The following is a 26593-nucleotide window of genomic DNA, read 5'->3' as shown; positions in this document are numbered from 1 at the left end:
AGGGGACAGCTATGCATACATTGTGGAGAAAAATGGCTGCAGCCTGTCTGGGGGCCGTGCTCTTTCTGGGAGCCGCTGGCTGCTCTAGCAAACCGGCTGCAGACAACAAGGGGAAAGGGGCAGGCCCTTATGCCAATCTGCCCAAAGTGGTGCTGGTGGGAGGAGATTCCTCCGGCAAGGGATCGGTGGGACAGCGGTTCGGAGAACGGGTGGCCCAAAAGGTGGCGGAACGGACCGGCGGCCAATTGACCATCGACTACCATCCCAATGCGGAACTGGGCGGGGACGAGGACCTGCTCCGGCAGCTCCGGGCCAACGACATCCAGCTGGTGGTGGGCCAGATGGCCCCGGTGACGGCTTTTGTGCCGGAAGGAGCGGTGTTCGACCTGCCCATGGTCTTTGCTCCCTATGAAGGGAAAACCATCGGACGGGTACTCAACGAAGACGGGCCCTTTCGGCGGAAACTGGCGGAAGCCTATGACCGGGCCGGGCTCCATTATATGGGCACTCTCCAGAATGGTACCTATCGGCTGATGACTTCCAACCGTCCGGTGAAAGAAGCAGAGGATTTCCGGGGGCTGAAGATCCGCACCATGAGCAACCGGAACCACATGGCCTTCTGGTCTGCCCTGGGGGCCAATCCCACGCCGCTGGCCTGGCCGGAACTGTATTTTTCCCTCCAGAGCGGCATCGTGGATGCAGAAGAAAACGCAGCCGACACCATTGTCTCCGCCAATTTCAATGAAGTGCAGAAATATGTGGCAGAAACCAATGTGATCCTTTATGCCAATGAGATGGTCTTGAATAAAAAAGCCTATGACAGTTTGCCGGAACCTTATCAAAAAGTGCTGGAAGAAGCTGTCCAGGAAGCTATGGGAGAATTGGCACCGACTTTGGTCCAGGTGGATCGGGACTGCAAGGAAAAACTCCAGAAAAAAGGCATGGTCTTGGTGACTTACCCACCGGAATTCTACGAAGCAGTCAGGAATCAGCCGCCTGTCCAGGAACTGTACCGGAAAATCGATGCCCAGACCGGCGGGCTGGGGACGCTGATGATGGAAGAGTTGGGGAAATAAGAGCAGTCCACAAAGCTGGAAGAATAAAATGTGAATTTTTTTCATAGTTTGAAGGGGAAGAATTCCCCCTGAGAACGATTTTATCTAATCTTTTCATCAATCCATTGGTGATATTTGTAAAGAAAAGTCCTTTTTAGGAGACGGTATTCCTCCTAAAAAGGACTTTTCTTTATCGAAAAAAACTATAAAGGAATGGCTACGCTGGGAGAGAAAAAGAAAAAAGCGCATCAGTACTGGAGTTTTCCGGAAATCGGGAAGACTATCTATAGAATGGCTCTATAATATCGGCGATATATGAATTTCCTTCATCAGAACATGCATAAGTACCATTAGATTCATATATGGGGGAAAGCTATAATGAAATTGTAAAAAGGACTGAAGATACTGATTTCAGCAATAATTCCGGCGGAATCTGCAGCAGGACAGGAATGCAGGAGAAGAAGCACAGGGATGCACCTATCCAAAGAAAACTGATAATTCCAAGTTGTGGGTATAGTCTTGCGATAGAATCTGCCAAAGGGGGAAAACTGATGGCACGAAAATTCTCGTTGGCGTATTTGACGGTCCCCGGCATCGAAGCGGTGGACCAGATCCGGATGGCCGCAGAAGCCGGCTACGATACCGTAAGCCTCCGGACGATTCCCATGGGACAGCAGGGGGAACCCCAGAATGATCTGATCCGGGAAAAGGACCTGTTTGCAGAGATCCGCAGGACCCTTCAGGAAACAGGTATGAAGGTATTGGATATCGAGTTGGTCCGGGTCCGGGAGGATCTGCCGCTGGACTATCGGGAAGTCTTTGAAAAAGGAGCGGAGCTGGGGGCAACGGATATCCTTTCCAGTTGCTGGACGGAAAACCAGGAATTTGCCGTAGAAGCTTTTGGAAAAATCTGTGAACAGGCTCAGGAATTCGGGATGAATGTGAATCTGGAATATCCGGCTTCTTCTGCCATCCACGATCTGGCTGGAGTGGCTCGGCTCCAGGAAAAAGTCCAGGCACCAAACTTGAAATTGTTCCTGGATATGCTCTATGTGTTCTGGGCCCAGGATACACCGGAGGCCATCCAAGCCATTGCACCGGAGCGGTTCGGGTTGATCCATCTTTGTGACTGTCCCAAGGACCATTATCTTCGAGACCGGACGGAAACCATGCGGGCCCGGAGGGAATACCCAGGACTGGGAGCCATCCCGCTGGTGCCCATCCTCAAGGCCCTTCCCAAGAATCCCTGTTCCATCGAACTCCCCAATGAGGAATACATCCACCGATACGGCGCTATGGGCCATGTGGAAAGATGCCTGGCCCATGCCAAAGAAGTCCTTCAGCTGGTCGACCAGTAATTTTGTACAGAAAGGAATGGAATGCATATGATACCGGATATTGAAACCCGTATGATTACCTTGATCGGAGATCCTCTGGCACAGTCTTTTGCTGCTCGGATGCAGAACAAAGGATACGAAGCAGCTGGACTCAACCTGGTCTATTTCTACACAGTCGCAGGGAATGAGCACCTGGGGGACATCGTCAACGGACTGCGGTACATGCCTTTTGCCGGATTTGCCGTGACCAAGCCCAACAAAGTGAAGGTCCTGGAATACCTGGATGAACTGGATCCCCTGTGTGCCAAGATGGGGTCCAGCAATACAGTGGTCAGGACTCCGGAAGGGAAACTGATCGGCTACAATACGGACGGAGTTGGTTTCTACCAGGCTCTGGTGGAAGCCGGCATCAAAGTGGAAGAAAAAGTGTTCTTCTGTTTCGGAGGCGGAGGCGCCGGACGGGCCATGTGTTCCATCTTGGCCTACCACGGAGCACCGAAGATCTACATCACAGATCTGTTCGAGGACAGCGCTCGATCTCTGGTGGAAGACATCAACAAAAATTTCAGCCGGGTGGCTGAATTCGTTCCTCACGAAGACTATTCCAAGCTGGCCGCCTGTGACATCGTCCTCAATGCCAGCGGGGTGGGGATGGGCAAAAGCATCGGCAAGAGCCCTCTGCCCAAGGAATACATCAAACCGGGCCAATTCTTCTTCGATGCCTGCTACAATCCGGCAAAGACACAGTTCCTGCTCAATGCAGAAGCGGCAGGCTGCAGGATCCTGAACGGCCTGAGCATGAGCCTGTATCAGGGAACCGCCCAAATCGAGCTGTGGACGGGACAAAAAGCGCCAGTGGAAGCTATGCGGCAGGAACTTCTGGATATCCTGGCGGAACGGAATGAAGGGAAATAAACCGATATAAAGGAGGCAATGGAATCATGAAAGTCATACGGTGGCTGGACAAACACCTGGAGGAGACCTTTTTGGTCATCATGCTGGTGCTGATCGCCTGCGTCAGCATGCTGCAGGTCATTGTGCGGAAGATCCCGGGGATGAGTTCCCTGACCTGGGCAGAGGAATTCTGCCGGTTCATGTGGATCTGGAGCGTCTTCATCTCCCTTCCTTATACCATCCGGATGGAAAACATGCTGCGGGTGGGTGTCCTGAAGGACCTGCTCCCGGATCTGCTGAAGAAAATCATCAATTTGGCGGTGGATGTCATTACGGCCGTCAGCATGGCTTACCTGGGATATTATTCCATCGATGTGTATAACAACATCGCCCGGAGCCGGGAAATCTCTCCGGCCATGCAGTGGTCCATGGCTTTTGTCTATGCCTTCATGGTCATCGGTTTTTTCCTGGGGACGATCCGGGGCATCCAGATGATCGTGATCCATATCCGGGATTTCCATAAGAAAGAATTGAGTACCATCGAGCAGACCATGCAGGATGCAGCCAAAGAAGCCAGCATGGCACAGGAAGGGGATGATTGAGTATGGCAGCGGTTATGGTATTTGCAGTATTCTTGATCGCCATCGCAGTTTCCATTCCCATCAGTGTCAGCATGATCCTGGGGTCGGTGGCTCCCATCGAGATCCTCCACAAGGGCGGATCCGTGGTGCAGCTCCTGAACAATACGTTCTCCGGAGCCAACTCTACTCCCATCCTGGCAGTCCCACTGTTCATCCTGGGAGGCGTGATCATGGCCAAGGGGGGAATCTCCCGGAAGCTGTTCAACTTCTTTGCCTATTTTGCCGGCCATTTTACCGGAGGACTGCCCTGTGCAGTGATCCTTACCTGTCTGTTCTACGGAGCCATTTCCGGTTCCGGTCCGGCAACCACGGCTGCCGTAGGGGCCATGTGTGTCCCCTTCCTGACGGACCTGGGCTATAACCGGACCTGGAGCGCTGGGCTGATCGCCGTAGCCGGCGGCCTGGGGGTCATCATCCCGCCGTCCATTCCTTTTGTCCTGTATTCTTTGGCCACCGGGGTCTCCACTGGGGACCTATTCCTGGGCGGCGTATTCCCTGGAATCCTGATCGGCCTGGCACTGATGGTCTATGCAGTCTATTACTGTGCCAGACACGGGGAAGACAAAGAGAAAATCAAGGCCCGTATGGATGAACTAGCTGCCCAGGGTTTCCTGAAACTCTTCAAGGACAGTTTCTGGGCGCTGCTCTGCCCGGTGATCGTCCTGGGGGGCATCTACACCGGGTTCACCACTCCTACAGAAGCCGCTACGGTTTCCGTGTTCTATGCACTGATCGTTTCTCTCTTCATCTATAAGACCATGAAAATCAGCGAACTGATCCCCATGCTCTGCGAATCTGTCAAGACCTATGGCGGTCTGGCATTCGTCCTGGCTTTTGCCACTGCTTTCGGGCGGGTACTGTCCTTGACCCGGGCTACCCGGACGGTGGAAACCTTCATCCTGGGGAACTTCCATTCCAGCTTTACCGTCCTGACTGTCCTGGTGATCTTCTTCTTCCTGCTGGGCATGGTCATGGATACGGGTCCGGCCATCATCATCCTGGCACCGGTATTGCTGCCGGCCTGTGTGAAACTGGGTGTGGATCCTGTCCATCTGGGGGTTGTACTGGTATGCTGCCTGTCCATCGGTCTGGCCACGCCGCCATTCGGCTTGGACCTGTTCGTGGCCGGGAACATCGCGGAACAGCAGCCCATGAGTGTGGCAAAAAAAGCTGTCCCCTTCATCCTGGCTTTCGTGGTGGCCTTGTTCGTCATCACCTATGTGCCCAGTATCTCCACCTATCTGCCCGGGCTTTTGAAAGTAGCAGCCAAATAAATCGATCCAATACAGATTTTTATAAAAAGGAGGCAATATCATGAAAAACTCTTGGAAAAAAGCGGCAGGTGTCTTGCTGGCAAGTTTGATGCTCATGGGTCTCACCGGCTGCGGCGGAGAAGAAACCAAAAAAGAAGCGGCCGGGAGCGGTGAATATGCCAAACTGAAGACCGTGGAACTGATTGGGGCCGACTCTGCAGGGAAGGATTCCGCCGGCCAACGGTTTGGAGAACTGGTGGCCAAGAATGTAGACAAGATCACTGGCGGCAAACTGAAAATCGACTATCACCCCAATTCGGAATTGGGTGGGGACGAAGACCTGCTCCGGCAGCTGAAATCCAACGACATCCAGATTGTGGTCAGCCAGATGGCTCCGGTGACCGCCATCATCCCGGAAACCGCCGTTTTCGATATGCCCATGTCCTTTGCCAAATATGACGGCAAGACCATCGATAAGGTCCTGAACGGGAATGGGGAATTCCATAAGAAGCTCTCCGGAGCCTATGAAAAGGCCGGGCTCCATTATTTGGGGATCCTCCAGAACGCTACCTTCCGGCTGACCACTGCCAACAAGGATCTGAAGAACCTGGAAGATTTCAAAGGGCTGAAGATCCGTACCATGAGCAATAAGAACCATATGGCCTTCTGGTCCGCCCTGGGGGCTAACCCCACTCCGCTGGCTTGGCCGGAACTGTACTTCGCACTCCAGAGCGGTACCGTAGATGCGGAAGAAAATGCGGCTGACACCATTGTATCCGCTAACTTCAATGAAGTGCAGAAGTATGTGGCAGATACCAACCACATCCTCTATGCCAACCAGATCTGCATCAACAAAAAGGCCTATGACAGCCTGGATCCTGCCTATCAGAAAGCCCTGAACCAGGCGGTGCAGGAAGCCCTGAAGGAACTGGCTCCCACCCTGTCCAAAGTGGATCAGGACAACAAGGAAACCCTGAAAAAGAAGGGAATGACCCTGGTGACCTATGAAAAATCTTTCTATGATCAGGTATTGGCTCTCCCTGGGGTACAGGAACTGAACAAAAAGATCGATGAACAAGTTGGCGGCCTGGGGACCTTGCTGACCAAGGAACTGGATGCTGCCAGCAAATAAGCCTGGCTGACCCCAGAAAAAGACTGGGTATGATAAAATATGTGTAAATCTTGTCATATCCAGTCTTTAGGGGAATCTACGTTATGCAATTACAATGGCTGTATTATTTCACGGCAATCGCGGAACTGGAACATTATACGAAGGCTGCTTACCGGCTCCATGTGAGCCAGTCCAACCTGAGCCATGCCATGCGGGACATGGAAAATGAGCTGGGGACCAAGCTGTTCGAGCCCCACGGCCGGAACATCCGGCTGACCAAGGCGGGAGAACTCTTCCTGCCCTATGCCCTGCGGACCCTGAATACCCTGGAATCAGGGATCAATACCCTGAAGGAATATACCAATCCCAACACCGGGAGTGTCAATTGTGCAGGATTTTACTCGGTGGAGGCCTTTGCAACGGATCTGTTGATCCGGTACCGGAGCGAGACCAACCGGCTGGGGGTCCAGTTCCAGTACGGTTCCCAGGGCTGGTATGACCTGCGGAAAAATTTGCTGGAAGGGAAAGTGGACCTGATCTTCTGCACCCGGATCGATGCCCCCCAGATTGGGGCCTGTTATGTGGGGAAACATCCTCTGGTGGCTCTGGTGCCGGAACATCATCCTCTGGCCCGGCGGAAAAGCCTGAAGATGAAGGATTTCCAAGGGGTGGATTTTGTCGCCTTCGATGCTTCCGGCCAGATCCGGAACCAGGTGGATCAGCTGTTCCAGGAACGGGGCATCCAGGTCAATGTGGTCATGGAAAGTCCCAATGATGTGATCCTTTACGGGATCGTGGCAGCCGGCCACGGGGTGGCCATCGTTCCTTATCCCCTGATAGGAGTTCCCTTTGGGACAAAGATCCTTTCCATCGAGGACGGCATCCGGGACCGGGGAATCTACCTCCAGTGGAATCAGGAACGGTATACGGCTCCGGCCGTGGAATATTTCAAAAATTACGTCATCCGCAGCGGAGACGTACTGAATCAGTATTTTCAACGGAAAGGGATTGCCCTTGCCAATACGGAATAAACAGGAGGGAATGCAATGACGAAGAAACTGGTTGCCGATCTGATGGTGGATTACCTGGAACGGCGGGATGTGAAATATGTATTCGGTCTGTGCGGACATACGGTGATCGGGATGCTGGATGCCTTGAGCCGCAGCAAAAAAGTGAGATATATTTCCAATCGGCATGAAGCCGTGGCGTCTACGGCGGCGGACGGCTATGCCCGGGTGACCCACAAGGCTTCCGTGGTCCTGTGCCACCTGGGACCCGGCCTGACCAATGTGCTCACCGGGGTGGCCAATGCAGCTTTCGACTCCATCCCCATGGTGGTCATCGCCGGGGATGTGCCTAGCTATTATTTTGGCAAGCATCCCCATCAGGAAGTGAACATGCACGGGGACGGGACCCAGTACCGGATCCTGGAACCTGTAGTGAAACGGGCTTGGCGGGTGGATGACCCGGAATCCATGGCGGAAATCATGGACAAGGCCTTCCGCCTGGCAGAATCCGGCCGTCCCGGCCCGGTACTCATCGATGTGCCCATGGATATCTTCTCTCGGGAAGTGGAAGATTATATTTGGGACCGGACTTACAAAGACAGCCATATCACCATGAAACCAGCTCTGGATCCGGCAGCGGCCAAAGCCATTGCCGAGAAACTGGTAGCTGCGGAACATCCGGTGATGCATGCCGGCGGCGGGATCCTCCTGGCCCAGGCTTCAGACGAACTGGCAGCCCTGGCAGAATTCCTGGACATCCCTGTTTCCCGGACCTTGATGGGCCAGGGCTGCATCAGCGATGCCCATCCGCTGATGATCGGACAGACCGGTTTCTGGGGCATGGAATTCACCCATTCCCTGACGTCCAAAGCCGATGTGATCCTGGGCCTGGGGACTCGGTTTGCAGAAGCCGACAGCTCCAGCTGGTACCGGGGAGTGACCTTTGATCCGGACCATACGGAATTCCTCCAGATCGACATCGACCCGGCAGAAATCGGCCGGAATTATCCGGTGGCCATTGGAGCCGTAGGGGATCTGAAACTGGGACTCCAGCAGATCCTGGCGGAAGTGAAGGAAATCTGTCCGGAAGGAAAACAGCATCCGGAATTGCGGAAAGCCATTGCAGATGCCAAAGCGGCTTTCAAGAAACAGAATGAAGCCATCTCCAATGACGGCCGCTTCCCGATGACCCCTCAGCGGATCTTGAAGGATGTGAAAGAGGTCCTGCCGGAAGATGCGGAAATCTTCACGGATGTGGGCTGGAACAAAAATGGGGTGGCCCAGCAGTATGACATTACGGTCCCTGGGACCATCCACCATTCTTCCGGGCTGGCCACCATGGGCTTCGGGGCTTCCGCCGTCCTGGGAGGCAAACTGGGAAAACCGGATAAGATCTGCATCACCCTCACCGGCGACGGAGGTTTCGGGGTGAACCCTACCTGTCTGGCAACGGCGGTGGAACAGGATATCCCCTGCACTTGGGTGGTCATGAACAACTCTGCGTTCGGGACCATTGCCGGGTTGGAAAATGCCAATTACGGGACCAAATTCGGGACCACTTTCCATACCCCGGATGGGAAATCTTACAGCCCCAGCTGGGCCGGTGTGGCCCGTGCCTACGGGGTGGAAGCCATCTGTGTCCACAGCGCAGATGAATTCAAGCCGGCCATGGAAGCAGCCCTGAAAGCCAATCGGGAAGGCCGTCCTTTCTTGGTGGAAGCGCCCATGGAAAACATCGTGGTGCCCACCCCGGGCTGCTGGAACATCAATGATATCTACAGCCCCAACAAACTGGTGGAAGACGGGAAACTGGTGAAAAATGAGCGGGGAGAATTTGTCGCTCCCAATCATGCCAAATCCCACAAGGGAAAATAATAGAAGGTGCAAGGCTCTGTTTTCCCTGGAGGACAGAGCCTTTTCTGGATGAAAGGAGCAAGTATCCCTATGAGCATGAAGAAAAAAGAGCGGATGACTACCAAACTGCGCCGTCTGCTGGCTGAAAATGATTATCTGGTAGCGCCCTGCGCCTATGATGCCTTGAGTGCTCGGGCCATCGAGGTAGCGGGCTTCCAGGTCTGCGGGACCACCGGCTATGGGATGCACGGGGTGGTGCTGGCCCAGCCGGATTCCGGACTCCTGGCTCTCAATGAATCGGTGGATATCCTGAGCAAGATGGCCGATGCTGTGGATATCCCTATCATCTGTGATGCAGAAGGGGGATATGGCAATGCCCTGAATGTGATCCGTACCGTGAAGGAATATGAAAAGACCGGGGTGGCCGGGTTCTTCATCGAAGACCAGCAGCAGCCCCCCAACTGCCCCTTCCTGTCCAAGACCGAAGTCATCAGTGTGGATGAAATGTGCGGGAAGATCCAGGCAGCCGTGGATACCCGGAAAGACCCGGACCTGTTGATCATCGCCAGGACCGATGCGCCGGATGCAGAAGCCGTTGACCGGGCCAATGCGTATCTGGATGCGGGCGCGGATATGGTGAAGATCCTGCCCAAATCCCGGGAAGCTCTGGTCAGCCTGCCGGAAAAGGTCCATGGTCCCATCCATCTGGGATATTTCCCCAATCAGCCCTTCTTCAAAGATTTCACTACGGAAGACTGTGGGAAGAAACTGGGATACAAGATCATCACTTTCCCCTTCAGTGTGCTGTTCGCACAAGTGGCTGCGGAACTCCGGATCCTGAAATATATTAAGGAACATGGCACACCGGAAGGGTATGAAGGAGATATGATCGATTTCGAGACCTACATCAAACTGGTCCATGTGGATGAACTGGTGGAAGCGGGGAACCGCTACATCAAGAAATAAGAGGTGAACGGGATGGCATTGACTGATGTAAAACAAGTACGTATCTGCGAAGTGGGCCTCCGGGACGGTCTGCAGAACGAAAAGAAGATCATGACCACGGAACAGAAGATCCAGGCCGTGAACGACCTGACAGCGGCCGGATTCCCGGTCATCGAGGTGGGAAGCTTCGTGAGCCCTAAAGCGGTGCCCCAGGTAGCGGATACGGATGCAGTGTTCCAGGGGATCCGCCAGAAGCCAGGGGTGGAATACCGGGCCCTCATTGCCAACTTAAAAGGGGTGGAACGGGCCGTAGCCTGCGGCTGTAAAAAAGTGAAACTGAATGTGTCCGCTTCTGTGGCCCATAATCTGGCCAACCTGAACTGTACTCCGGCGGAAAGTGTGGCACGGTTCGCCGTCTGCGTGGAACGGGCAAAAGAAGAGGGCATCGAAATCTCCGGCTCCATTTCCATGGCTTTCGGCTCTCCCTGGGACAAAGAGATCCCTGTGAGCGTGGTGTGCAAGATCATCGAAGCCTATCGGGAAGTGGGAATCCGGGAAATCAGCCTGTCCGACGCCTCTGGCATGGCCTATCCTTCCCAGGTAGCAGAAATCTGCCGGACCGTGAAGGCGAAATATCCGGATTGTTCCTGGTGGCTCCATTTCCACAATACACGGGGACTGGGAATCGCCAATATCTTGGCCGGGCTCAGTGAAGGCTTCACCCAGTATGACACCAGTTTTGCCGGGACGGGAGGATGTCCTTTCGTACCGGGAGCGGCTGGGAACGTATCCAGTGAAGATGTGGTCCACATGTTGGATGAAATGGGGATTGCCACGGGCATCGATTTGGACCGGCTCATGGCCATCAGCCGTAAGGTGGCAGAATTTTTAGGCCGTCCCACGGACAGTTATCTGCTCCGGGCAGGGAAAGCCAGCGACCTGATCCTGGACGTACCTACCCGGCAGGGAAAAAATCATACACAGACTCCTGAAAAGAAATAATCAGAGAGCAAAAGACCCGCACAAAGGAGTAAAATACCTTTATGCGGGTTTGATTTTTGGATGGATAAGGAGGAAAAAGAATTGTGAACCATGCCCAGCTTTTTACCGTCCTGTTCGATGTTTTCTGCCCTCTGGCAGCCGGCTATTTCCTCCGGCGCCGGAAATGGATGACGATGGCCCAGTGCAACGGCATGATGCTGTTCAATGTGGTGGTGCTGATCACGGTGATGAACCTGCTCAGCTTCTGGATCCTGCCCCTCCAGGGGGATCTCCTCCTGCTGCCGCTCCTGAGCCTTTTGACCGCTTTCCTTTCGGCGGGGATGATGGCCCCTTTGTGCCGGCACCAGTCCTTTGTGGACCAGGGGACTTTGGTAGTCGCAGCCATGCTGGCCAATATCGGCACCTTGGCAGGCATCTGCGGCTACATCCTCTATGGGGAATTGAGTTTTGCCTATGTGCAGCTTTTTGCGGTGCCCCAGAATATTTTGATGGTGGTGCTGGCTTTTCCTCTGGCCCAGTATTATGCGGCCAGGGGAAGCAGTGTCGGTGGGAAAGCCCCTCTGCAGTTCAATCTCCGGGAACTGCTTTTTACCCCGAAACAGCTGGGAGTGGTTGGGATGCTCATCGGTCTGGGCCTCCAGCTGTTCCAAGTGGAGCGGCCCGGCTTCGTCACTGATTTCTTCCGGATGTTGGTCCATATCCAGGCTTGGATCGCCTTTACACCGGTGGGGTATACCATCGATTTCCATCGGGCTTTCCACTATCTCCGGCAGGCGGCAGGGCTCTGCTCCCCATCCGGTTCCTGCTGGTGCCCCTGCTGCTTTACGGCGCTTCCAGCCTGGTGGTGACGGATCCGGTGATCCTGGGGACTATTTTCCTGGCTGCCTCCGCCCCTGTGGCCATCAATGCGGTGATCACCGCCCAGCTGTTCCACTTGAATGTGGATCTGGCCGTGGCCGCTTTTTTGGAAACTACCCTTCTTTATGTCGCGGTGCTGTTCCCCCTGGCTTATTCCTTCTTCCGTCAGGGGTAGGCACCGGGAGGGAATCCTCCTGTCCTTTCAGGCTGTAGTGGTCCACGATGAAATCCCTTACGGCTTCCACTGCGGGGCTCATGGGCCGGTCCGGATCCCAGATCAGGAATACATTCCGGATGAAGGTGGCTTCTTTTTCCGCAATGGGCAGGGCGACCACCCGAGCCGTATGCAGGGTGGGGATTTCCGGCAGGATCCCCACTCCGAATTTCAGATCGATGTACTGGAGAGCAGCATTGCATTCCTGGACTTCAAACACCAGGTTAGGGGCAATGTGATGAGACAGGAAGGTCCTGTCCAGCTGATCCCGGAGATTGCTGCCCCGGGTCAGACCGATGATGGGTTCTTTGGCGAAATCGTTAAAAGTCACAGAATTCTTCTTGGCCAGAGGATGTTCCAAAGGGACTACCAGGTACAGGGGCTGTTTCATCACCAGGCAGGTCTGGATGCCCGGTCCGTGGTGGGTGGAAAACCCTAGATCCAGTTTCCCTTCTTTTACCTGAGAGTAGATTTCATACGAAGTCCCCTCCATGAACTGGAAGTGGATCCTGCGGTGTTCCGGTGCCTGGTAGAAGGATTCGATCAGAGGCGGTACAAAGGAAGAGGAAATGGAGTGGAAGTAGCCCAGGTGGAGGATGTTCTTTTCTTCTCCCTTCATGGTCTGGAGGGAGAGTTTTCCCTGATCCAGGCAGCTGAGGGCCTTCTGGACATAGGGAAGGAAACGCTGGCCGTAGGGCGTCAGGGCGATGCGCCGTTTTTCTCGAAGGAACAGTTTGACGCCCAGTTCTTTTTCCAGTTCGTTCATGGCATAAGAAAGACTGGGCTGGGAAATGTGCAGTTCCTGGGCTGCATGGGTATAATGGAGCATCCGGGCAAGGGTTTCGAAATACAGCAGCTGCAGCAGTGTCATAGGACATTTACCTCCTTATCCTGTTGCTTGTATTCTACCATAGGGTCGGGGAAGGGACAACGTATTCATAGAGACCGTCTATCATGAATCCAGAAAACATGTATTGGAGTTTCCCCATAATTATCAGTATACTCTAAATAGCAAGAGGAATGACACAAATCCAATAAAAATAGAAAAGGAGAGATTAGAATGGCAACGAGAGAAGCAACCCCTGAAGAAATCAAAATGGTGGAGGAAAAGATCGCCCGGGCAAAAGCTGCCCAGAAGATCATCGAAACCTATGACCAAGCCCGTGTGGATCGGCTGTGCCAAGCTGTAGCCGCAGCCGTCTGCGATATGAAGGTGTGGGGTCCTATCTGCGATGAAGCGGTGGATGAAACCGGTCTGGGGGATAAAATCAGCAAACGGAACAAACGGAACAAAATCAAACTGATCCTGAGAGACTGCCTGCGCAATCCCAGCATCGGGGTCATCGAAGAAATCCCGGAAAAAGGCATCGTGAAATATGCCAAACCGGTGGGCGTGATCGCTTCCCTGGTGCCGACCACCAATCCCTGTCTGACCCCTGCCGGCCAGGTGATTTTCTCCATCAAATGCCGGGATACCATCGTGTTTTCTCCCCATCCCAGAGCGAAAAATGTGACCAACAAGATCATCAACATCATCCGGGATACCCTGGTGCGGGAGGGGGCTCCGGCAGATATCCTCCAGGGCATCGAGAAACCCAGCATTGCCGTATCTGCTGAACTGATGAAGCGGGCGGACCTGATCATCGCCACCGGCGGACGGCCCATGGTGAAAGCCGCCTACAGCCAGGGTGTACCGGCTTACGGCAGCGGGGCCGGCAATGCCACGGTCATCATCGACAACACCTGCAACACTCCGGAACGGCAGAAAGAAGCGGCTGAAAATACCCGGATCTCCAAGACTTCTGACTTTGGCTCCGGCTGTTCCTGTGATGGGAACCTGGTGATTTCTGAAGAAGTGTACGACGGTTTCGTCAAGGCTTTGGTGGAACAGGGGGCTTATCTGGCCACGGAAGAAGAAGCCGAAAAGATCAAAAAAGTCATGTGGGACGAAACCGGCCATCGCCTGCCGGACACCGTTGCCATCAGCCCCCAGAAACTGGCGGAAGCAGCCGGCTTCACCATCCCGGCGGACCGGAAGTTCATTGCTGTGACCGGTGGCGGGATCGAACATGTAGGGAAACAGTTCTTCTTCTCCAGCGAGAAACTGACCACCCTGCTGACCCTGTTCAAATACAAGGGCGAATTTGAAAATGCCCTGGATATGATGAGGGCCATCTTTGAAGTAGGGGGTAAGGGCCATTCCTGTGGCATCTACTCTTTTGATGATGACCACATCAACCGTCTGGGCATGGCAGCACCGGTTTCCCGGATTATGGTCCGTCAGCCCAACAACCGGGGCAACTCCGGATCTGCCTGGAACGGTATGCCTCCCACTTCTTCCATGGGCTGCGGTACCTGGGGCGGCAACATTGTATCTGAAAACATTTCCCTGAAACATTACATGAATACCACCTGGGTATCCCGTCCTTTGAAATACGATATGCCTTCCAATGAAGAACTGTTCGGAGATTTCTTCAAACCGGGCATGGACGAAGAATAAATAAGTTTCCTTCTCCCGATTTCCATAAAAAAACTCCACGGCCAACCCCTCTGGGCCGTGGAGTTTTTTATGGTCAGGATAAGCTCTTCAGGAAGATGGACAGGCCATTGGCCGGCAGCTGCCCGGGGGCAGAAGCCTTTCCGGCGGTGCCGAAGGTGATGGCGGAGCCGAAAACCTGACCGCAGATCCGGCTGACCACGCCCAGGTGTCCCATGGACATGGTGACCACCGGAGTATCGCTATATTCTTCCTTCATGGTCAGGGTCGTATCCAGGAGGGTCAGTACATCCCGTTCCGATTGGGGCATCACAGCATATTTCACCAGATCACAGCCCAGTTCCTGCATCTTCACCAGGCTGCGGATGATCACATCTTTATCCGGGGTATTCTTGAAATTGTGACGGGAACCCATGACCTTGACACCCGCATCATGGGCTGCCTGAACGACGGTCCGGACGGTCTTTTCTCCCCGTGACAGCTCTACATCTACGATATCGATCAGACCGCTGTCGATGACGGCCAGGAGCAGATCTGTATAGTCTTTGGTGTCAATCTCCATCATGCCCCCTTCCACATCTGTCCGGATGGTGAACAGCACGGGCAGGTTCCAGAGCTGGTTCCGGAAAAGGGTCAGAGGTTTGATCCGGACCTCCGGATCTGTGACATCATTGTAGAAATCCCCCCGCCATTCGATGAGATCACAAGGGGAATTCATAATCAGGTTGACAGATTTCTTGATTCCCGCATAGTCAGAATCGGAAATAGGTATGGCAATTTTCGGGATCCCTTCGCCGATCTTGATGTTTTTGACGGTTACGACCTTGTTCATGGTAAAGACTCCTTTTTATCCCCTTGCTGCGCAATGTCTATTGTAAATAAATAAAAATATAATACGATTTCACCATGTTGTCAAATAAAACAGGAAAACAGGGAGTAAATAGAGAAAAAATGTAAAATAAGATACGGCTTTCCTGACAAATGCAGGACAGACGTAGTCAAACAAAAATACACTGAGGATTCGAAACTTTCAAAAATCTATGCTATAATTTTTTTTATAGTGGACAACTGCAAACGGCAGCCTTTCCATGCCTGCGACTGGAGAAAGAAGGAATGTAAAATGTCGGATCAACCCAAAAAGAAAAGCAAGATGCTCAGCTCCTATTCCATCGTGTTCCTTTTCCTGATCTTTACCGCCATCCTGACCTGGTTCGTGCCCCAGTCGGTGGTCGTCAATGATCATGGGACCAAGAAGATCATCTACGATGCCATCCTGGTGAAAGGGAAAGTGATGGCCGGGCAGGGACTGCAGCCTATGGGTCTGTGGGACATCATCATGGCACCGGCCAAAGGGTTCGTCAAAGCGGCCCAGCTTTGTTTTGCCCTCCTGATGGCAGGGGCCTTCCTCCACCTGCTGAACTATGTAGGGGCCATGCGGGCCGGGATCGGCTGGCTGTTGAAGCGCTTTACCGGAAAGACCCTGATTGTGGTACTGACTTTCTTTTCCGCGCTCTTTGGGGCTGTCTATGGGCTGTGGGAAGAAATCCCCGCTTATTCCATGGCGGTGGTGCCTCTTTTCGTCCTGGCCGGCTACGATGTGGTCACCGGGATCGGGGTCCTGACCGTAGGGGCCACGGCAGGCAATATGGCCAGTGTGGTGAACCCCTTCTCCCTGGGGGCAGCGGTGGGGGCCATCGGCAACGAATCCCTTTCCTTGGGTAGCGGCATCGTCCTGCGGCTGGTGCTCTTTGTGATCCTTTACTTGGTAGCACTGGCCTACATGCTCCAGTATGCAGCCCGAGTGAAGAAGGATCCCTCCAAATCCATTGTGGCCGGGCTGCCGGTGAACACCCTGGTGGAAGAAAAACAGGAAGAAGTGGAGATCACGTCCCGGCAGGCTTGGTCCATCGGCCTCCTGGTGCTGATCGTCCTGGCCATGATCTGCGGCTACATGCCCTGGGATTCCCTCAAATTCGCTGATGGGACCACCCTGAAGACCTTGGTGAACCTGCCCTTCACCTCCTTGGCCAAAGTGCCGGTGGTGGGAAATCTGTTGGGTGCCGGTCATTACACCCATTTCGGGGACTGGTATTTTGAAGAATTTTCCTTTGTATTCTTGGCTGGGGCGCTGCTCTTGGGGATCATCAACAAGATCCCGGAAGCCACCTTCATCAAAGAATTCATCGCTGGGGCCCGGGACCTGCTCAGTGTGGTCCTGGTGCTGGCCATTGCCAACGGAATCTCTGTGATCATGGGCAGCAAGACCGCAGGCATGTCCGTCACTTTCGTGTACTGGATCCAGAATGCCCTTCAGGGAGTCCCTTCCTGGGCTTTCTCTTTGGCAGTCATCCTGTCCTATGTGGCCATCGGGTTCTTCATGCAGTCCACCAGCGGGGTGGCCGGGATCACCATGCCCATCTTGGGTGCCGTGGCCTATGCCCTCTATGAGACCGCTCCCATCGGCCCGGTGGGGGGCCAGGTGCTGCTGATTGCCAGCTTCACCATCGGGCTCAACTTCACCAGTGCTCTTTATCCCAGTGCCACCAATATGGGGACTTTGGAACTGTACAAGGTGCCTTATGACATCTATCTCCGGTTTATCTTGAAAGGCGCCCTGCTCCTCCTCATTACTGGCGGCATCATCGTTTCTGTGGCACCCATGTTGGGGATTTTATGACCCGTTTGCAGTATAATGGAACCAATCAAACAGCAAAGGAGATTCTGAATGATGGATGTACTGGCTTCTCTGGAACCCCGGCGGGTGTTCCATTTCTTTGAAGAATTGACGAAGATCCCCCATGGCTCCCGGCATACCAAGGCCGTCAGCGACTGGCTGGCAGCCTTTGGACGGGAACGGGGCCTGGAGGTCCATCAGGATGCCCTGAATAATGTGATCCTGGTGGGACCGGCTTCTCCCGGCTATGAACAGGCCGCTCCAGTGATCTTCCAGGGCCATATGGATATGGTCTGCGAAAAGGCACCGGGCTGTACCAAAGACATGGAGAAAGAAGGCTTGGATCTGGAAGTGTCCGGAGATGAAATCACTGCCCGGGGCACCACCCTGGGAGCGGATGATGGGATCGCCGTGGCTATGGGCCTGGCCCTCTTGGATGATCTCTCGATTCCCCGTCCCCGGCTGGAAGTGGTCTTTACGGTGGATGAAGAAATCGGCATGTTGGGGGCAGTGGATCTGGATGCCGGCTGCTTGGAAGGACGGCGGATGATCAATCTGGATTCGGAAGAAGAAGGGGTATTCACCGTAGGCTGCGCCGGCGGAGTGGATGTGAACTGCATCCTGCCCATCCATAGGGAAGCCTTTGCTGGGACCTGCCTGGAAATAAAAATCAGCGGCCTCACTGGAGGCCATTCAGGAGCGGAAATCGGTAAGGGAAGAGCCAATGCCGATATGCTCCTGGGCCGTCTCCTGCTGCAGCTGGACCGGGAAGCCCTGTACCGGCTGGTGGAAGTAGAAGGCGGCACCAAGGACAACGCCATTCCCCGGGAAGCCCGGGCGCTTGTCATCACGCCGGAACCGGAGAAATTCCAGGCAGGTGCAGCAGCCTTTGGGAAAGCGGTGCAGGAAGAGCATCGCGTGACGGATCCAGGACTCCAGGTGACGGTGGAGCCAGGGAATACGGAAGAACTGCCCATGGACCGGCTTTCCACGGAAAAAGTCCAGTGCCTCCTCACCAGCCTGCCGAGCGGAGTCCAGGCCATGAGTCCGGAACTGGCTGGCATGGTCCAGACCTCCCTGAACCTGGGAATCTTGTACACAGAAGAAGAGCAGGTCTGTGCCGGGCTCCTGGTCCGGAGCAGCGTGGAAAGCCAAAAGAAAATGGTGGCGGAACGGATCGAAGGACTCCTGCGGCAGCTGGGCGGACAGACCGTCCGGGCTGGAGATTATCCGGGCTGGGCCTATCGGACGGATTCGCCCCTGCGGGATCTGTTCGTCCAGGCCTATCGGGAACAGTACGGAAAGGAGCCCAAGGTAGAAGCCATCCATGCGGGAGTGGAATGCGGCATGTTCGCCGCCAAACTGCCGGGACTGGACTGCATTTCTCTGGGGCCTACACTGACGGAAATCCATACCTACCGGGAAACCATGCACATCGCTTCCGTCCAGCGGACCTGGAAACTGCTGCTGGAAGTGCTGAAACGGATGAAATGAGGCGTGCCAGCATGAATAATCTGGAACAGCGGACCCAGGCCATCATCGAAGCCTGTGTCAAAGAAAAGGAAACCAATCCGTTGGCCATTTTCCGCCATGTGGCCGGTCAGGAATCCGTCCGGATCCACGGTCCGGAACACCATGTGCTGGATGGGGCTTGCCTCTTGACCGCTCTCCGCAATGCCGGCATGGAGTTCGATCTGCCGGAACTTTTGACCAGACTGCGGCAGGAGGGACTCCAGATGCCGGGAGCCATCTGCGGCCATTGGGGCGTCTGCGGAGCAGTGGCTTCCCTGGGGGCTGCCTTGGCCCTTTTGGAAGGAACAGGACCTCTTTCTGCGGATTCCTCCTGGGGCAGCCATATGACGTATACGGCCCGGGCCCTGGCCAATCTGGCGGCTATCGGAGGTCCCCGGTGCTGCAAGCGGGATGCCTATACGGCTCTGAAAACAGCCATTCCCTATGTAAAGGAACGGTTCGGGATCACCCTGCCGGAAGAAAAGACCGTCTGCGGGTTCTATCCAAAGAACGAGCAGTGTCTGGGGGAGAGATGTCCGTATAATCCGGGGTATAAAAAATAGGGGGTGAAGGATTCACCCGCGATCCAGAAAGAGGTTGTTGCATCTGCAACAGCCTCTTTCTTCTTCCCCCATTCTAGTGTAAAATAGATTAGATACGTCTACGCTAAAGCATTGGAGGAACGTGTATGAAAAAGAAATACTGGCTGGGGTTTTGGGCCGCAGCGGTTTTTTTGCTGTTTTTCATGAATTCTGCCCTGCCCCTTACGGACAGCGTGGAAGGAAACTATGCCCTGACGGCCAAGGAAATGGTCCTCAGCGGGGATTGGCTGTCTCCCCAGATTTACGGCCGCTACTGGTATGACAAACCGGTCTTCGCCTACTGGATGATCGCCTTGGGTTTCAAGATCTTCGGGTTCAGCGAATTCGGGGCTCGGTTCTTTCCCTCTCTTTTTGGATTGGGAGGCCTGTGGCTTACGGTCCAGGCAGGACGGAAATTGTACCGGGAAGAAGTGGGATTCCTCAGCGGCGTCCTGCTGCTCATGACCCTGGAATTCTTTACCATTTCCAAAAGCGTCCTGACGGACGGGATGCTGTTCCTGTTCATGGACGGGGCTCTGCTGTGCTTCTTCCTGGGGTATAGCAGCCGGGAAAAGAATTGGTATTACGGAGTGTACATCCTCTCCGCTCTGGCTACCCTGACCAAGGGCCCCATCGGTTTCCTCATGCCCGGGTTCATCATCACCCTTTTCTTGCTGTACCAAAAGGACTGGAAATGTCTGAAGGATGCCAAACTGGCCCTCGGGATCCCGCTCTTCCTGCTGGTGGCCCTGCCCTGGTACATTGCCATGGCTCGGGTCCATCCGGATTTCCTGGGCAGTTTCCTGGGAACTCAGAATGTACTTCGGGCTACTGTGTCCGAACATCCCCGGGACAACGTGATCTGGTACTATACGGCGGTGAATTTCCTGAACGCTTATGCTTGGGTAGGCTTTGTACCGGGCATGCTCTGGAACCTGCTCCGGAAAAACGGGAAGTGGCATTATCCGGCGCCTCGGGAAGCTTTCCTGTTGCTTTGGATCGCTGCCATTTTCGTGTTCTTCCAGTGCATGGCCACCAAATATATTACCTATACTTATCCGCTGCTTCTTCCCTTGTGCGTGCTCACGGCCGATTACATCTGGAAGAAGGGGAGCGGACTGGAACTGAAGTGGATGCTCCTGGGCAACATCCTTTTCTACGGGGCTTTGACTTTTGCTGCCTCCAAAGTGACCAAACTGGCTCCGGGGGTATTCCCCAATCCCCAGAACCTGTTCTATTTCATGCTGCTCTATACGCTCTGCATGGCTGTACTGGCCTTCCACAAATACAAGGGCAAAAGCAGCCAGGAAGTCTTTTCTACGGTGGTGCTGCTGACCATCGCCTTCCATTGCTGCAGCTTGGACCTTTTGGCCAAACCGCTCATGGAGGATGTAACGGGGAAGACGGCGGCCCAGTTCATCAATGCTGTGGTACCGGAAGATATGCCCATTTACATCCGGGGCGGGGGCTATCCCACTTCCGGGGTATTCTATACCGGCCGGGAAATGGTGATGTTGGTGCCCGATGCAGAGGCAGAAGCCTTCAAGCCTCGGAAAGACAGCTGGTCGGCCAAGAATATCATGCCCTGGACCACCTACGGACAGGTCCAGGAGCAGCCGGGAAAGGCTGTGGTACTGGTGGATACCAAGACTCGGAAATTGAAGACCAAGTTGGAGGAAGACTGGCCCGGCACCTGGAAGCGGGTGAAACTCCCCGGCCAGTGGACCGTCATGATCAAAGAAAGGTAGGGCTTTATGGATGAGGAAAAGATCCGTTCCTATCTGGAACGGCAGGATTTTATTGGCTTTCAGGTGCACCAGGCAGAACTGGACCACCCGGAGCAGCTCCAGCGGTATTTTCGGCTGCTGGACTATGTGGGGAGCCAGACGGCTCTGGCCCGGAAGTTCTGCAGCCGCTGGGGCCTTTCCTTTGGGGAGGACTGCGGTCCGGCTTTATGGGAGAACCAGGGAGCTGTAGAATTTGTCCGGAAGCTGGGAGAGGCTTTTCCCTTCCTCTTTTTCCTGGCTGAAAAAGAAGGGGAGACCTTGAAGCTGTTGGTGATGCTCTCCTGCAAAAGCGACCGGCTGGAGGGGGACAATCTGTCCTTGGACCCGGAAAAATTCAATGGCTATCTGAAGAAACAGCTGAAAGGACTGCTCCAGCTCAGTGAAAAGACCGGCTTGAGTCCGGAAAATGCCCAAGGAATGATCCAGAATATCTATGAATATTTTGGACTGTCTGACTGAAGAGCCAAATTCACAAATCATTCAAGGATTTGCCCTTCCTTTGACACAGGTCATGGGTATACTGATAACCGTAACAGGGATTACCCCTCCTTGTTACATCTTCCCCATCAAATCATCATAAACAACTTCCTTTCAAGGAAAAAGCCTTCTGCTTCCCCAGCAGAAGGCTTTTTCCTGTTCTGTTCATCCTTTGTCTGCCCCGTCGGATCCTTGGATGACATCGTGTTTTCGGGCAAAGTCCAGGAAAGTACGGATGGTTTCATTTTCTGCGGCGTTTTTCTGCCACAGCATTTCGATTTCGTAAGACAGCGGCGGTTCCAGGGAAATGGGGATCAGATCTGGCTCCCTATCCGCCAGAGCCCGGTATAGGAACCCGCCGGCTACGCCGCTGCGGATCAGCTGGAGCTTGGTATACAGCTGGGTGGTGGACCACTGGATCCGGGGGGTGCAGCGTTCCATATGGAACCGTTCCAGGATCGTCTCCCGGAAATGCTGGCCGTTTTCGATTTCTACCAGATCATCTTCTGCAATCTGGGTCAGGGAAAGTTTCTTTTCTTGGGCATGAGGATGATTCCGGTTTACACAGTAGACGATTTCGATTTTGCGCATGGCACTGGCCGCCATGGTATCCGAAGCTGTGTCTTTCCCGCTTACGATGGCAATGTCGATCCGGTCGTCCTGGAGAGCCTTCCGCAGGCTCAGGGAGGTCCCGTGATGGAGTTCCAGACGGATCTCCGGATGTTCCTTGTGGAAAAGGGCCAGCATGGGAGTCTCCAGGGCTTCGATCATGGTGGGAAGACCTACCCGGATGGAGGTATTCTTCTTCTGCAGGCGGTTCATGTCATCAGCAATCTGTTTGGCCCGCTGGAGCAGTTCCTCTACTTCCAGGGAAAAATAGGACCCTTCCGTGGTCAGGATCAGCTTTTTGTGGGAACGTTTGAACAGTTTCAGCCCAAACTCCTCTTCCAGCTCTCTGATGGCAGCTGAAACAGCAGGTTGGGAAATGTGGAGTTCTTCAGCCGCCTTGGTGATGCTGTGCTGGCGGCAAACCTCCTGAAAATAGCGCAGTTGATGTAGTTTCATGGATTTTTCCTCCCAAACCTGGGGAATCTCCTTTGGAACCAGGAGGTTCCCGATATCCCTTTCTTAATGTCTTGTCTTGTATACATTATATACAAAATAATAAGGAAAAATAACAACAGGTTCACTTATGGAAATGATAAGAAAAATAGATAAAAATGGATTTTTTTTCAGCAGAGTTTGCGAAACAACGGTGGATATACTGTTATTCTGTTATAATAGATACAAAAAATGTGACGGCTTTGACCGGCGGGAAACAGTCTTTCAGGAGGGGAACATGCAGCCAGCGCACAATTCTTTGGCTCTCTGCGGCCTTTTTACAGCTCTCATGGCGGTGGGGGCCTTGATCCATATTACGGTCCCCATCGGGATCTGGCAGGTGACCCTTTCCCTGCAGATCTTCGTGGCGGTGCTGGCCGGTTTTTTCCTGGGCTCCCGGCAGGGATTCCTCAGCATCCTGGCGTACTTGGTCCTGGGCCTTGCGGGGCTGCCAGTCTTTGCCCATGGCGGAGGGTTGGGGTACCTGCTGAAACCTACCTTCGGTTTTCTGCTGGGGTTTCCCTGTGCCGCCTGGCTCACAGGAAAACTGGCGGGGAAACCGTCCGGTTCCCGGGGGACGAAACGGCTCTTGGCAGCTGCTCTAGGCGGTGAAATGGCCTATTATGCCTGGGGGCTGGTATACTATGATGTAATGTTCAATCTGGTCCTGCAGAATACAGGTGGCATCGGGTTCGTCCGGCTGCTGGAAGTCTGGCTTTTCAGTACGGTGATCCCGGATTCTGCGATTTGTATGCTGGCGGTCCTGGTTTATCGGAAACTGGGCCCGCTGGTGGGGAGGTAAAATGGAGAAACTCATTGTGGCGACCCGAGGGAGCCGACTGGCCCTGGTCCAGACAGAAATCGTCTGCCGGATGCTGGCGGATGTGGGCGTGGAAACGGAAATCCGGACTATCACCACGGCCGGGGACCGGGATCGGATCCATGCCCTGGTGAAAATCGGCGGCCGGGGGATCTTTGTCCGGGAAATCGAGCGGGAATTGCTCTGCGGAGAAGCGGATATCGCGGTCCACAGCGCCAAGGACCTGCCCTATCAGCTGGCAGAAGGGCTGCTTATCGCCGGGACTCCTAGGGCGGCAGATCCCCGGGATGCCTTGGTTCTGCTCCAGGGCAAGGAACTCTGTCCAGGGGACGTGGTAGGCACCGGCAGCCCTCGCCGGATCCAGGAAATCCACCGGCAGCTGCCGGAACTGACCTTCCGGGATATCCGGGGCAACGTGACCACCCGGCTCCATAAGCTGGAACGGGGAGAGTATGATGCCATTGTGCTGGCCATGGCCGGCATTGAACGGTTGGGCCTGGATATGGATCGATTCCAGGTGCTTCCTTTCGCCGTGGACCAGGTGATCCCCGCCGGCTGTCAGGGCATCATCGGCATTGAATGCAGGAAGGGGGACAAGGATTTGGTCCGGCTCCTGCAGCAGATCTCCGATCCAGAGACTTGGCGCAGGTTCTGGTGGGAACGGAAACTGTTCTGTTCCATGAAGGTGGATTGTTCCTGCCCGGTAGGGATCCACTGCCGGCTGGGTGACAAGGAACAGATGGAAATCATGGCCATGGTGGATGGGAAACGGGCCCAGCGGATGGGGAAGGAAAAGGACGGAACGGCCCTGTGCCAGTCCCTGAAGGAGGAACTGTATGACGGAAGATAAAGCTTCAGGAGGGGAAGTCTGGCTGGTAGGTGCCGGCTGCGGCGAGGGACTCCTGACCCTGGAAGGCAAACGTGTCCTGGCTCGGGCCCATACGGTGCTGTACGATGCCCTGGTGCCTCCGAAAGTACTCCAGGAGGCCGGACCTGATGCGGAGCTGCTGCCGGTGGGCAAACGCAGCGGGCATCACAGTATGGCTCAGGAAGCCATCAACTGCCTGCTGATCCAAAAGGCCCGGGAAGGGAAACGGGTGGTCCGGCTCAAAGGAGGAGACAGTTTCGTCTTTGGACGGGGTGGGGAAGAGGCCCTGGCCCTCCAAGAAGCAGGAATCCCTTGGCATGTGGTGCCGGGCGTCAGTTCTGCCATTGCGGTGCCGGAACATTTTGGCATCCCAGTGACACATCGGGGATTGGCCCGTTCTTTTACCGTGGTCACCGGCCATACCCGGGACGGACAGGACGAGGACTGGCAGGCCCTGGCCCGGCTGCAGGGGACACTGGTTTTCCTGATGGGACTGGAAAGGCTGGAAACCATTTGCCGGCGCCTGGTGGAGGAAGGGAAAAATCCGGATACTCCGGCTGCTGTACTTTGCGGAGGCTATGGCCCTTTGGAAATCCGCATTGATGGAACTTTGAACGATCTGCCGGAAAGAGCTCGGCAGCAGGGTGTTTTTGCCCCGGCGGTGATCCTGGTGGGACCAGCTGCCGGCTTGGGGCTGCATCCAGCGCCAGCGGGAAAGACTGGAAAAATCCTGGTAACAGGAACCCCTTCCTTCTGTCGAGAAGCAACGGGAGAGCTGGAACGTGCCGGGATGGAAGCCGCAGCGATGCCCCTTCTGGAAGTGGAGCCTCTTTTCCAGAATATCCCGGAAGATTTTGCCAGGTATCCTTGGCTGGTCTTTACCAGCCGTAACGGGGTCCGGTTGTTTTTCCAGTGGCTCCGCGATATGAAAAAAGATTTTCGGCTGCTGGGAAAGCTCCGGTTCGCCTGTATTGGGGAAGGAACCGCCAGAGAACTGGCTGATCAGGGGTTCCGGGCCGATCTGGTGCCTGATAGTTTCACCGCCCAGTCTCTGGGACAGGCCCTGGGGAAAGCCATGGAGCCTCAGGAACGCTGCCTCCTGCTCCGGGCAGAAGAAGGGTCTCCGGATTTGCTCCGGGAACTGGAAAAGGCTGGAAAGGCGTATCGAGATGTGGCTGTTTATCGGATCCGTTCTCTGGAGAACCAAACAGAGAACCGGCAGCGGCTTTCTCCCCGGGTCATGATCTTTGGCAGCAGCAAGGGTGTCCATGCTTTCTTCCGGCAGTTCGGGCTGAGTCCGGAAACCCGGGTCCTGTGCATCGGACCGGTGACGGCCCGGGCTGCTTTGGAAGAGGGATGCTGCCGGGTGGAAAGCGCCAGGACCCATACGGTGGCTGGAATCTGCGCAGTCTTGGAAGAAGAGGGGGAGCAGCCATGAGTTATTTTCCGCTGATGATCCAGCTGGACCGGCAGCCTGTCCTTTTGGTGGGAGGAGGCCGGACAGCCCTCCACAAAGCCCGGATCCTGCTGGCCTTCGGGGCCAGGCTCCAGGTCGTGGCTCCCGTCCTTGCACCTGGGTTCCAGGACCTTCCGGTCCAGGTGGAAAAAAGAAAATTCGTGCCGGATGACATTGCCCGGGAAAGTTGGCGCATGGTGGTGGCAGCTACCGGTGAAAGAAAAATCAATGAAAGGGTCAGCCGGCTATGTCAGGAACGGAAGATCCCGGTGAACGTGGTGGATGATCCGGCACTGTGTTCTTTTATCTTCCCGGCCCTCCTGAAGGACCGGGAAGTGGTCTGTGCCGTCAGCAGCGGAGGAAGAAGCCCTCTGGTGACCCAGTATGTGAAAACAAAGATCCAGCAGGTGCTGCCCGTCGGCTTAGGTTCCCTCAATGAACAGATGGGGATTTATCGGCAGCAGGTAAAAGCGGAAGAACCAGATCCGAACAAGCGGAGGACGCTGCTGCAGGAGAAACTCAGAGAGCTCGTGGAACGGCTGACTAAAAAATAATATAACAAATGGAAAAATATTTTCCAAAAAGACTTGCATTATTTTGAGAGTCTGTTATAATAATAACCGTAAGAGATAATGAATATCAATAAATA

General features: G+C 54.6%; 25 protein-coding genes. 22 read left to right on the top strand and 3 right to left on the bottom strand.

What is annotated here, in order from left to right; all coding sequences use genetic code 11:
- Positions 1-11: 11 nt before the first annotated feature.
- The 12 genes from BQ2657_RS01325 (at position 12) to BQ2657_RS12575 (ending at position 12132) form a co-directional block, all read left to right on the top strand.
- Complete coding sequence (locus BQ2657_RS01325) at positions 12-1076, top strand: TRAP transporter substrate-binding protein (RefSeq protein ID WP_075579024.1); 1065 nt, start codon at positions 12-14, stop codon at positions 1074-1076.
- A gap of 530 nt (positions 1077-1606) precedes the next feature.
- Positions 1607-2413, top strand: coding sequence for a sugar phosphate isomerase/epimerase family protein (locus tag BQ2657_RS01320; protein ID WP_075579023.1), 807 nt, complete (start codon positions 1607-1609; stop codon positions 2411-2413).
- A 27-nt stretch (positions 2414-2440) separates the two neighbouring features.
- On the top strand, positions 2441-3307 hold the full coding sequence (locus BQ2657_RS01315) for a shikimate dehydrogenase (RefSeq protein WP_075580938.1): 867 nt from the start codon (positions 2441-2443) through the stop codon (positions 3305-3307).
- 26 nt (positions 3308-3333) lie between these two features.
- Positions 3334-3888 carry a TRAP transporter small permease gene (locus BQ2657_RS01310; RefSeq protein WP_075579022.1) on the top strand — a complete coding sequence of 185 codons (555 nt, stop codon included), beginning with the start codon at positions 3334-3336 and terminating at the stop codon, positions 3886-3888.
- A gap of 2 nt (positions 3889-3890) precedes the next feature.
- On the top strand, positions 3891-5201 hold the full coding sequence (locus tag BQ2657_RS01305) for a TRAP transporter large permease (protein WP_075579021.1): 1311 nt from the start codon (positions 3891-3893) through the stop codon (positions 5199-5201).
- Positions 5202-5241: 40 nt separating this feature from the next.
- On the top strand, positions 5242-6312 hold the full coding sequence (locus BQ2657_RS01300; RefSeq protein ID WP_075579020.1) for a TRAP transporter substrate-binding protein: 1071 nt from the start codon (positions 5242-5244) through the stop codon (positions 6310-6312).
- Between the two features lie 83 nt (positions 6313-6395).
- Complete coding sequence (locus BQ2657_RS01295; RefSeq protein ID WP_075579019.1) at positions 6396-7322, top strand: LysR family transcriptional regulator; 927 nt, start codon at positions 6396-6398, stop codon at positions 7320-7322.
- Between the two features lie 15 nt (positions 7323-7337).
- The gene (locus BQ2657_RS01290) at positions 7338-9173 is read left to right on the top strand and encodes a thiamine pyrophosphate-binding protein (RefSeq protein ID WP_075579018.1); all 1836 of its coding nucleotides are present in this window, start codon (positions 7338-7340) and stop codon (positions 9171-9173) included.
- 69 nt (positions 9174-9242) lie between these two features.
- Positions 9243-10118: an isocitrate lyase/PEP mutase family protein gene (locus BQ2657_RS01285; protein ID WP_232708981.1), complete on the top strand. Its 876-nt coding sequence runs from the start codon at positions 9243-9245 to the stop codon at positions 10116-10118.
- Between the two features lie 12 nt (positions 10119-10130).
- Positions 10131-11099, top strand: a complete 969-nt coding sequence (locus tag BQ2657_RS01280; RefSeq protein ID WP_075579017.1) for a hydroxymethylglutaryl-CoA lyase — start codon at positions 10131-10133, stop codon at positions 11097-11099.
- 83 nt (positions 11100-11182) lie between these two features.
- The gene (locus BQ2657_RS01275) at positions 11183-11947 is read left to right on the top strand and encodes an AEC family transporter (RefSeq protein WP_083236126.1); all 765 of its coding nucleotides are present in this window, start codon (positions 11183-11185) and stop codon (positions 11945-11947) included.
- Positions 11908-12132, top strand: coding sequence for an AEC family transporter (locus BQ2657_RS12575; protein WP_083236125.1), 225 nt, complete (start codon positions 11908-11910; stop codon positions 12130-12132). The genes BQ2657_RS01275 and BQ2657_RS12575 overlap by 40 nt, the downstream gene beginning before the upstream one ends.
- On the opposite strand, the gene BQ2657_RS01270 is transcribed toward BQ2657_RS12575, so the two are convergent.
- A complete protein-coding gene (locus tag BQ2657_RS01270) occupies positions 12071-13042 on the bottom strand; it encodes a LysR family transcriptional regulator (RefSeq protein WP_075579016.1) in 972 nt (323 codons plus the stop codon). The two genes, BQ2657_RS12575 and BQ2657_RS01270, sit on opposite strands and share 62 nt — an antisense overlap.
- A 189-nt stretch (positions 13043-13231) precedes the next feature.
- Here BQ2657_RS01270 and BQ2657_RS01265 point away from each other — a divergent pair, with 189 nt between their 5' ends.
- Positions 13232-14671, top strand: coding sequence for an aldehyde dehydrogenase family protein (locus BQ2657_RS01265; protein ID WP_075579015.1), 1440 nt, complete (start codon positions 13232-13234; stop codon positions 14669-14671).
- A gap of 73 nt (positions 14672-14744) precedes the next feature.
- Here the strand turns inward: BQ2657_RS01265 and aroD are convergent, their stop codons facing one another.
- The gene (gene aroD / locus BQ2657_RS01260) at positions 14745-15500 is read right to left on the bottom strand and encodes a type I 3-dehydroquinate dehydratase (RefSeq protein ID WP_075579014.1); all 756 of its coding nucleotides are present in this window, start codon (positions 15498-15500) and stop codon (positions 14745-14747) included.
- Positions 15501-15788: 288 nt separating this feature from the next.
- Between aroD and BQ2657_RS01255 the strand changes: the two genes are divergently transcribed.
- The 5 genes from BQ2657_RS01255 to BQ2657_RS01235 all read left to right on the top strand — a co-directional run bounded on the left by BQ2657_RS01255 (position 15789) and on the right by BQ2657_RS01235 (position 21681).
- Positions 15789-17345, top strand: coding sequence for a YfcC family protein (locus BQ2657_RS01255; RefSeq protein WP_075579013.1), 1557 nt, complete (start codon positions 15789-15791; stop codon positions 17343-17345).
- A gap of 51 nt (positions 17346-17396) precedes the next feature.
- Complete coding sequence (locus BQ2657_RS01250; RefSeq protein ID WP_075580936.1) at positions 17397-18836, top strand: aminoacyl-histidine dipeptidase; 1440 nt, start codon at positions 17397-17399, stop codon at positions 18834-18836.
- An 11-nt stretch (positions 18837-18847) separates the two neighbouring features.
- Positions 18848-19417 carry a DUF5714 domain-containing protein gene (locus tag BQ2657_RS01245; RefSeq protein WP_075579012.1) on the top strand — a complete coding sequence of 190 codons (570 nt, stop codon included), beginning with the start codon at positions 18848-18850 and terminating at the stop codon, positions 19415-19417.
- A gap of 125 nt (positions 19418-19542) precedes the next feature.
- The gene (locus tag BQ2657_RS01240; RefSeq protein ID WP_075579011.1) at positions 19543-21183 is read left to right on the top strand and encodes an ArnT family glycosyltransferase; all 1641 of its coding nucleotides are present in this window, start codon (positions 19543-19545) and stop codon (positions 21181-21183) included.
- Positions 21184-21189: 6 nt separating this feature from the next.
- A complete protein-coding gene (locus tag BQ2657_RS01235) occupies positions 21190-21681 on the top strand; it encodes a hypothetical protein (RefSeq protein WP_075579010.1) in 492 nt (163 codons plus the stop codon).
- 183 nt (positions 21682-21864) lie between these two features.
- On the opposite strand, the gene BQ2657_RS01230 is transcribed toward BQ2657_RS01235, so the two are convergent.
- On the bottom strand, positions 21865-22764 hold the full coding sequence (locus BQ2657_RS01230) for a LysR family transcriptional regulator (protein ID WP_075579009.1): 900 nt from the start codon (positions 22762-22764) through the stop codon (positions 21865-21867).
- 274 nt (positions 22765-23038) lie between these two features.
- Between BQ2657_RS01230 and BQ2657_RS01225 the strand changes: the two genes are divergently transcribed.
- Genes BQ2657_RS01225 through BQ2657_RS01210 form a run of 4 tightly spaced genes read left to right on the top strand, consistent with a single transcriptional unit; the run spans position 23039 to position 26498 of the window.
- The gene (locus BQ2657_RS01225) at positions 23039-23602 is read left to right on the top strand and encodes a biotin transporter BioY (RefSeq protein ID WP_075579008.1); all 564 of its coding nucleotides are present in this window, start codon (positions 23039-23041) and stop codon (positions 23600-23602) included.
- Position 23603: 1 nt separating this feature from the next.
- Positions 23604-24470: a hydroxymethylbilane synthase gene (gene hemC, locus BQ2657_RS01220; protein ID WP_075579007.1), complete on the top strand. Its 867-nt coding sequence runs from the start codon at positions 23604-23606 to the stop codon at positions 24468-24470.
- Positions 24457-25926, top strand: a complete 1470-nt coding sequence (gene cobA, locus BQ2657_RS01215) for a uroporphyrinogen-III C-methyltransferase (RefSeq protein WP_075579006.1) — start codon at positions 24457-24459, stop codon at positions 25924-25926. Before hemC ends, cobA begins: the two co-directional genes overlap by 14 nt.
- On the top strand, positions 25923-26498 hold the full coding sequence (locus BQ2657_RS01210) for a precorrin-2 dehydrogenase/sirohydrochlorin ferrochelatase family protein (protein ID WP_075579005.1): 576 nt from the start codon (positions 25923-25925) through the stop codon (positions 26496-26498). The genes cobA and BQ2657_RS01210 overlap by 4 nt, the downstream gene beginning before the upstream one ends.
- The last annotated feature ends 95 nt before the right edge of the window (positions 26499-26593 follow it).

The organism is Acidaminococcus massiliensis (genome assembly GCF_900095825.1).
Taxonomy (GTDB): domain Bacteria; phylum Bacillota; class Negativicutes; order Acidaminococcales; family Acidaminococcaceae; genus Acidaminococcus; species Acidaminococcus massiliensis.
The sequence above is the reverse complement of the archived record's forward strand: the minus strand, read 5'-3'. Positions and strand labels throughout refer to the sequence as shown.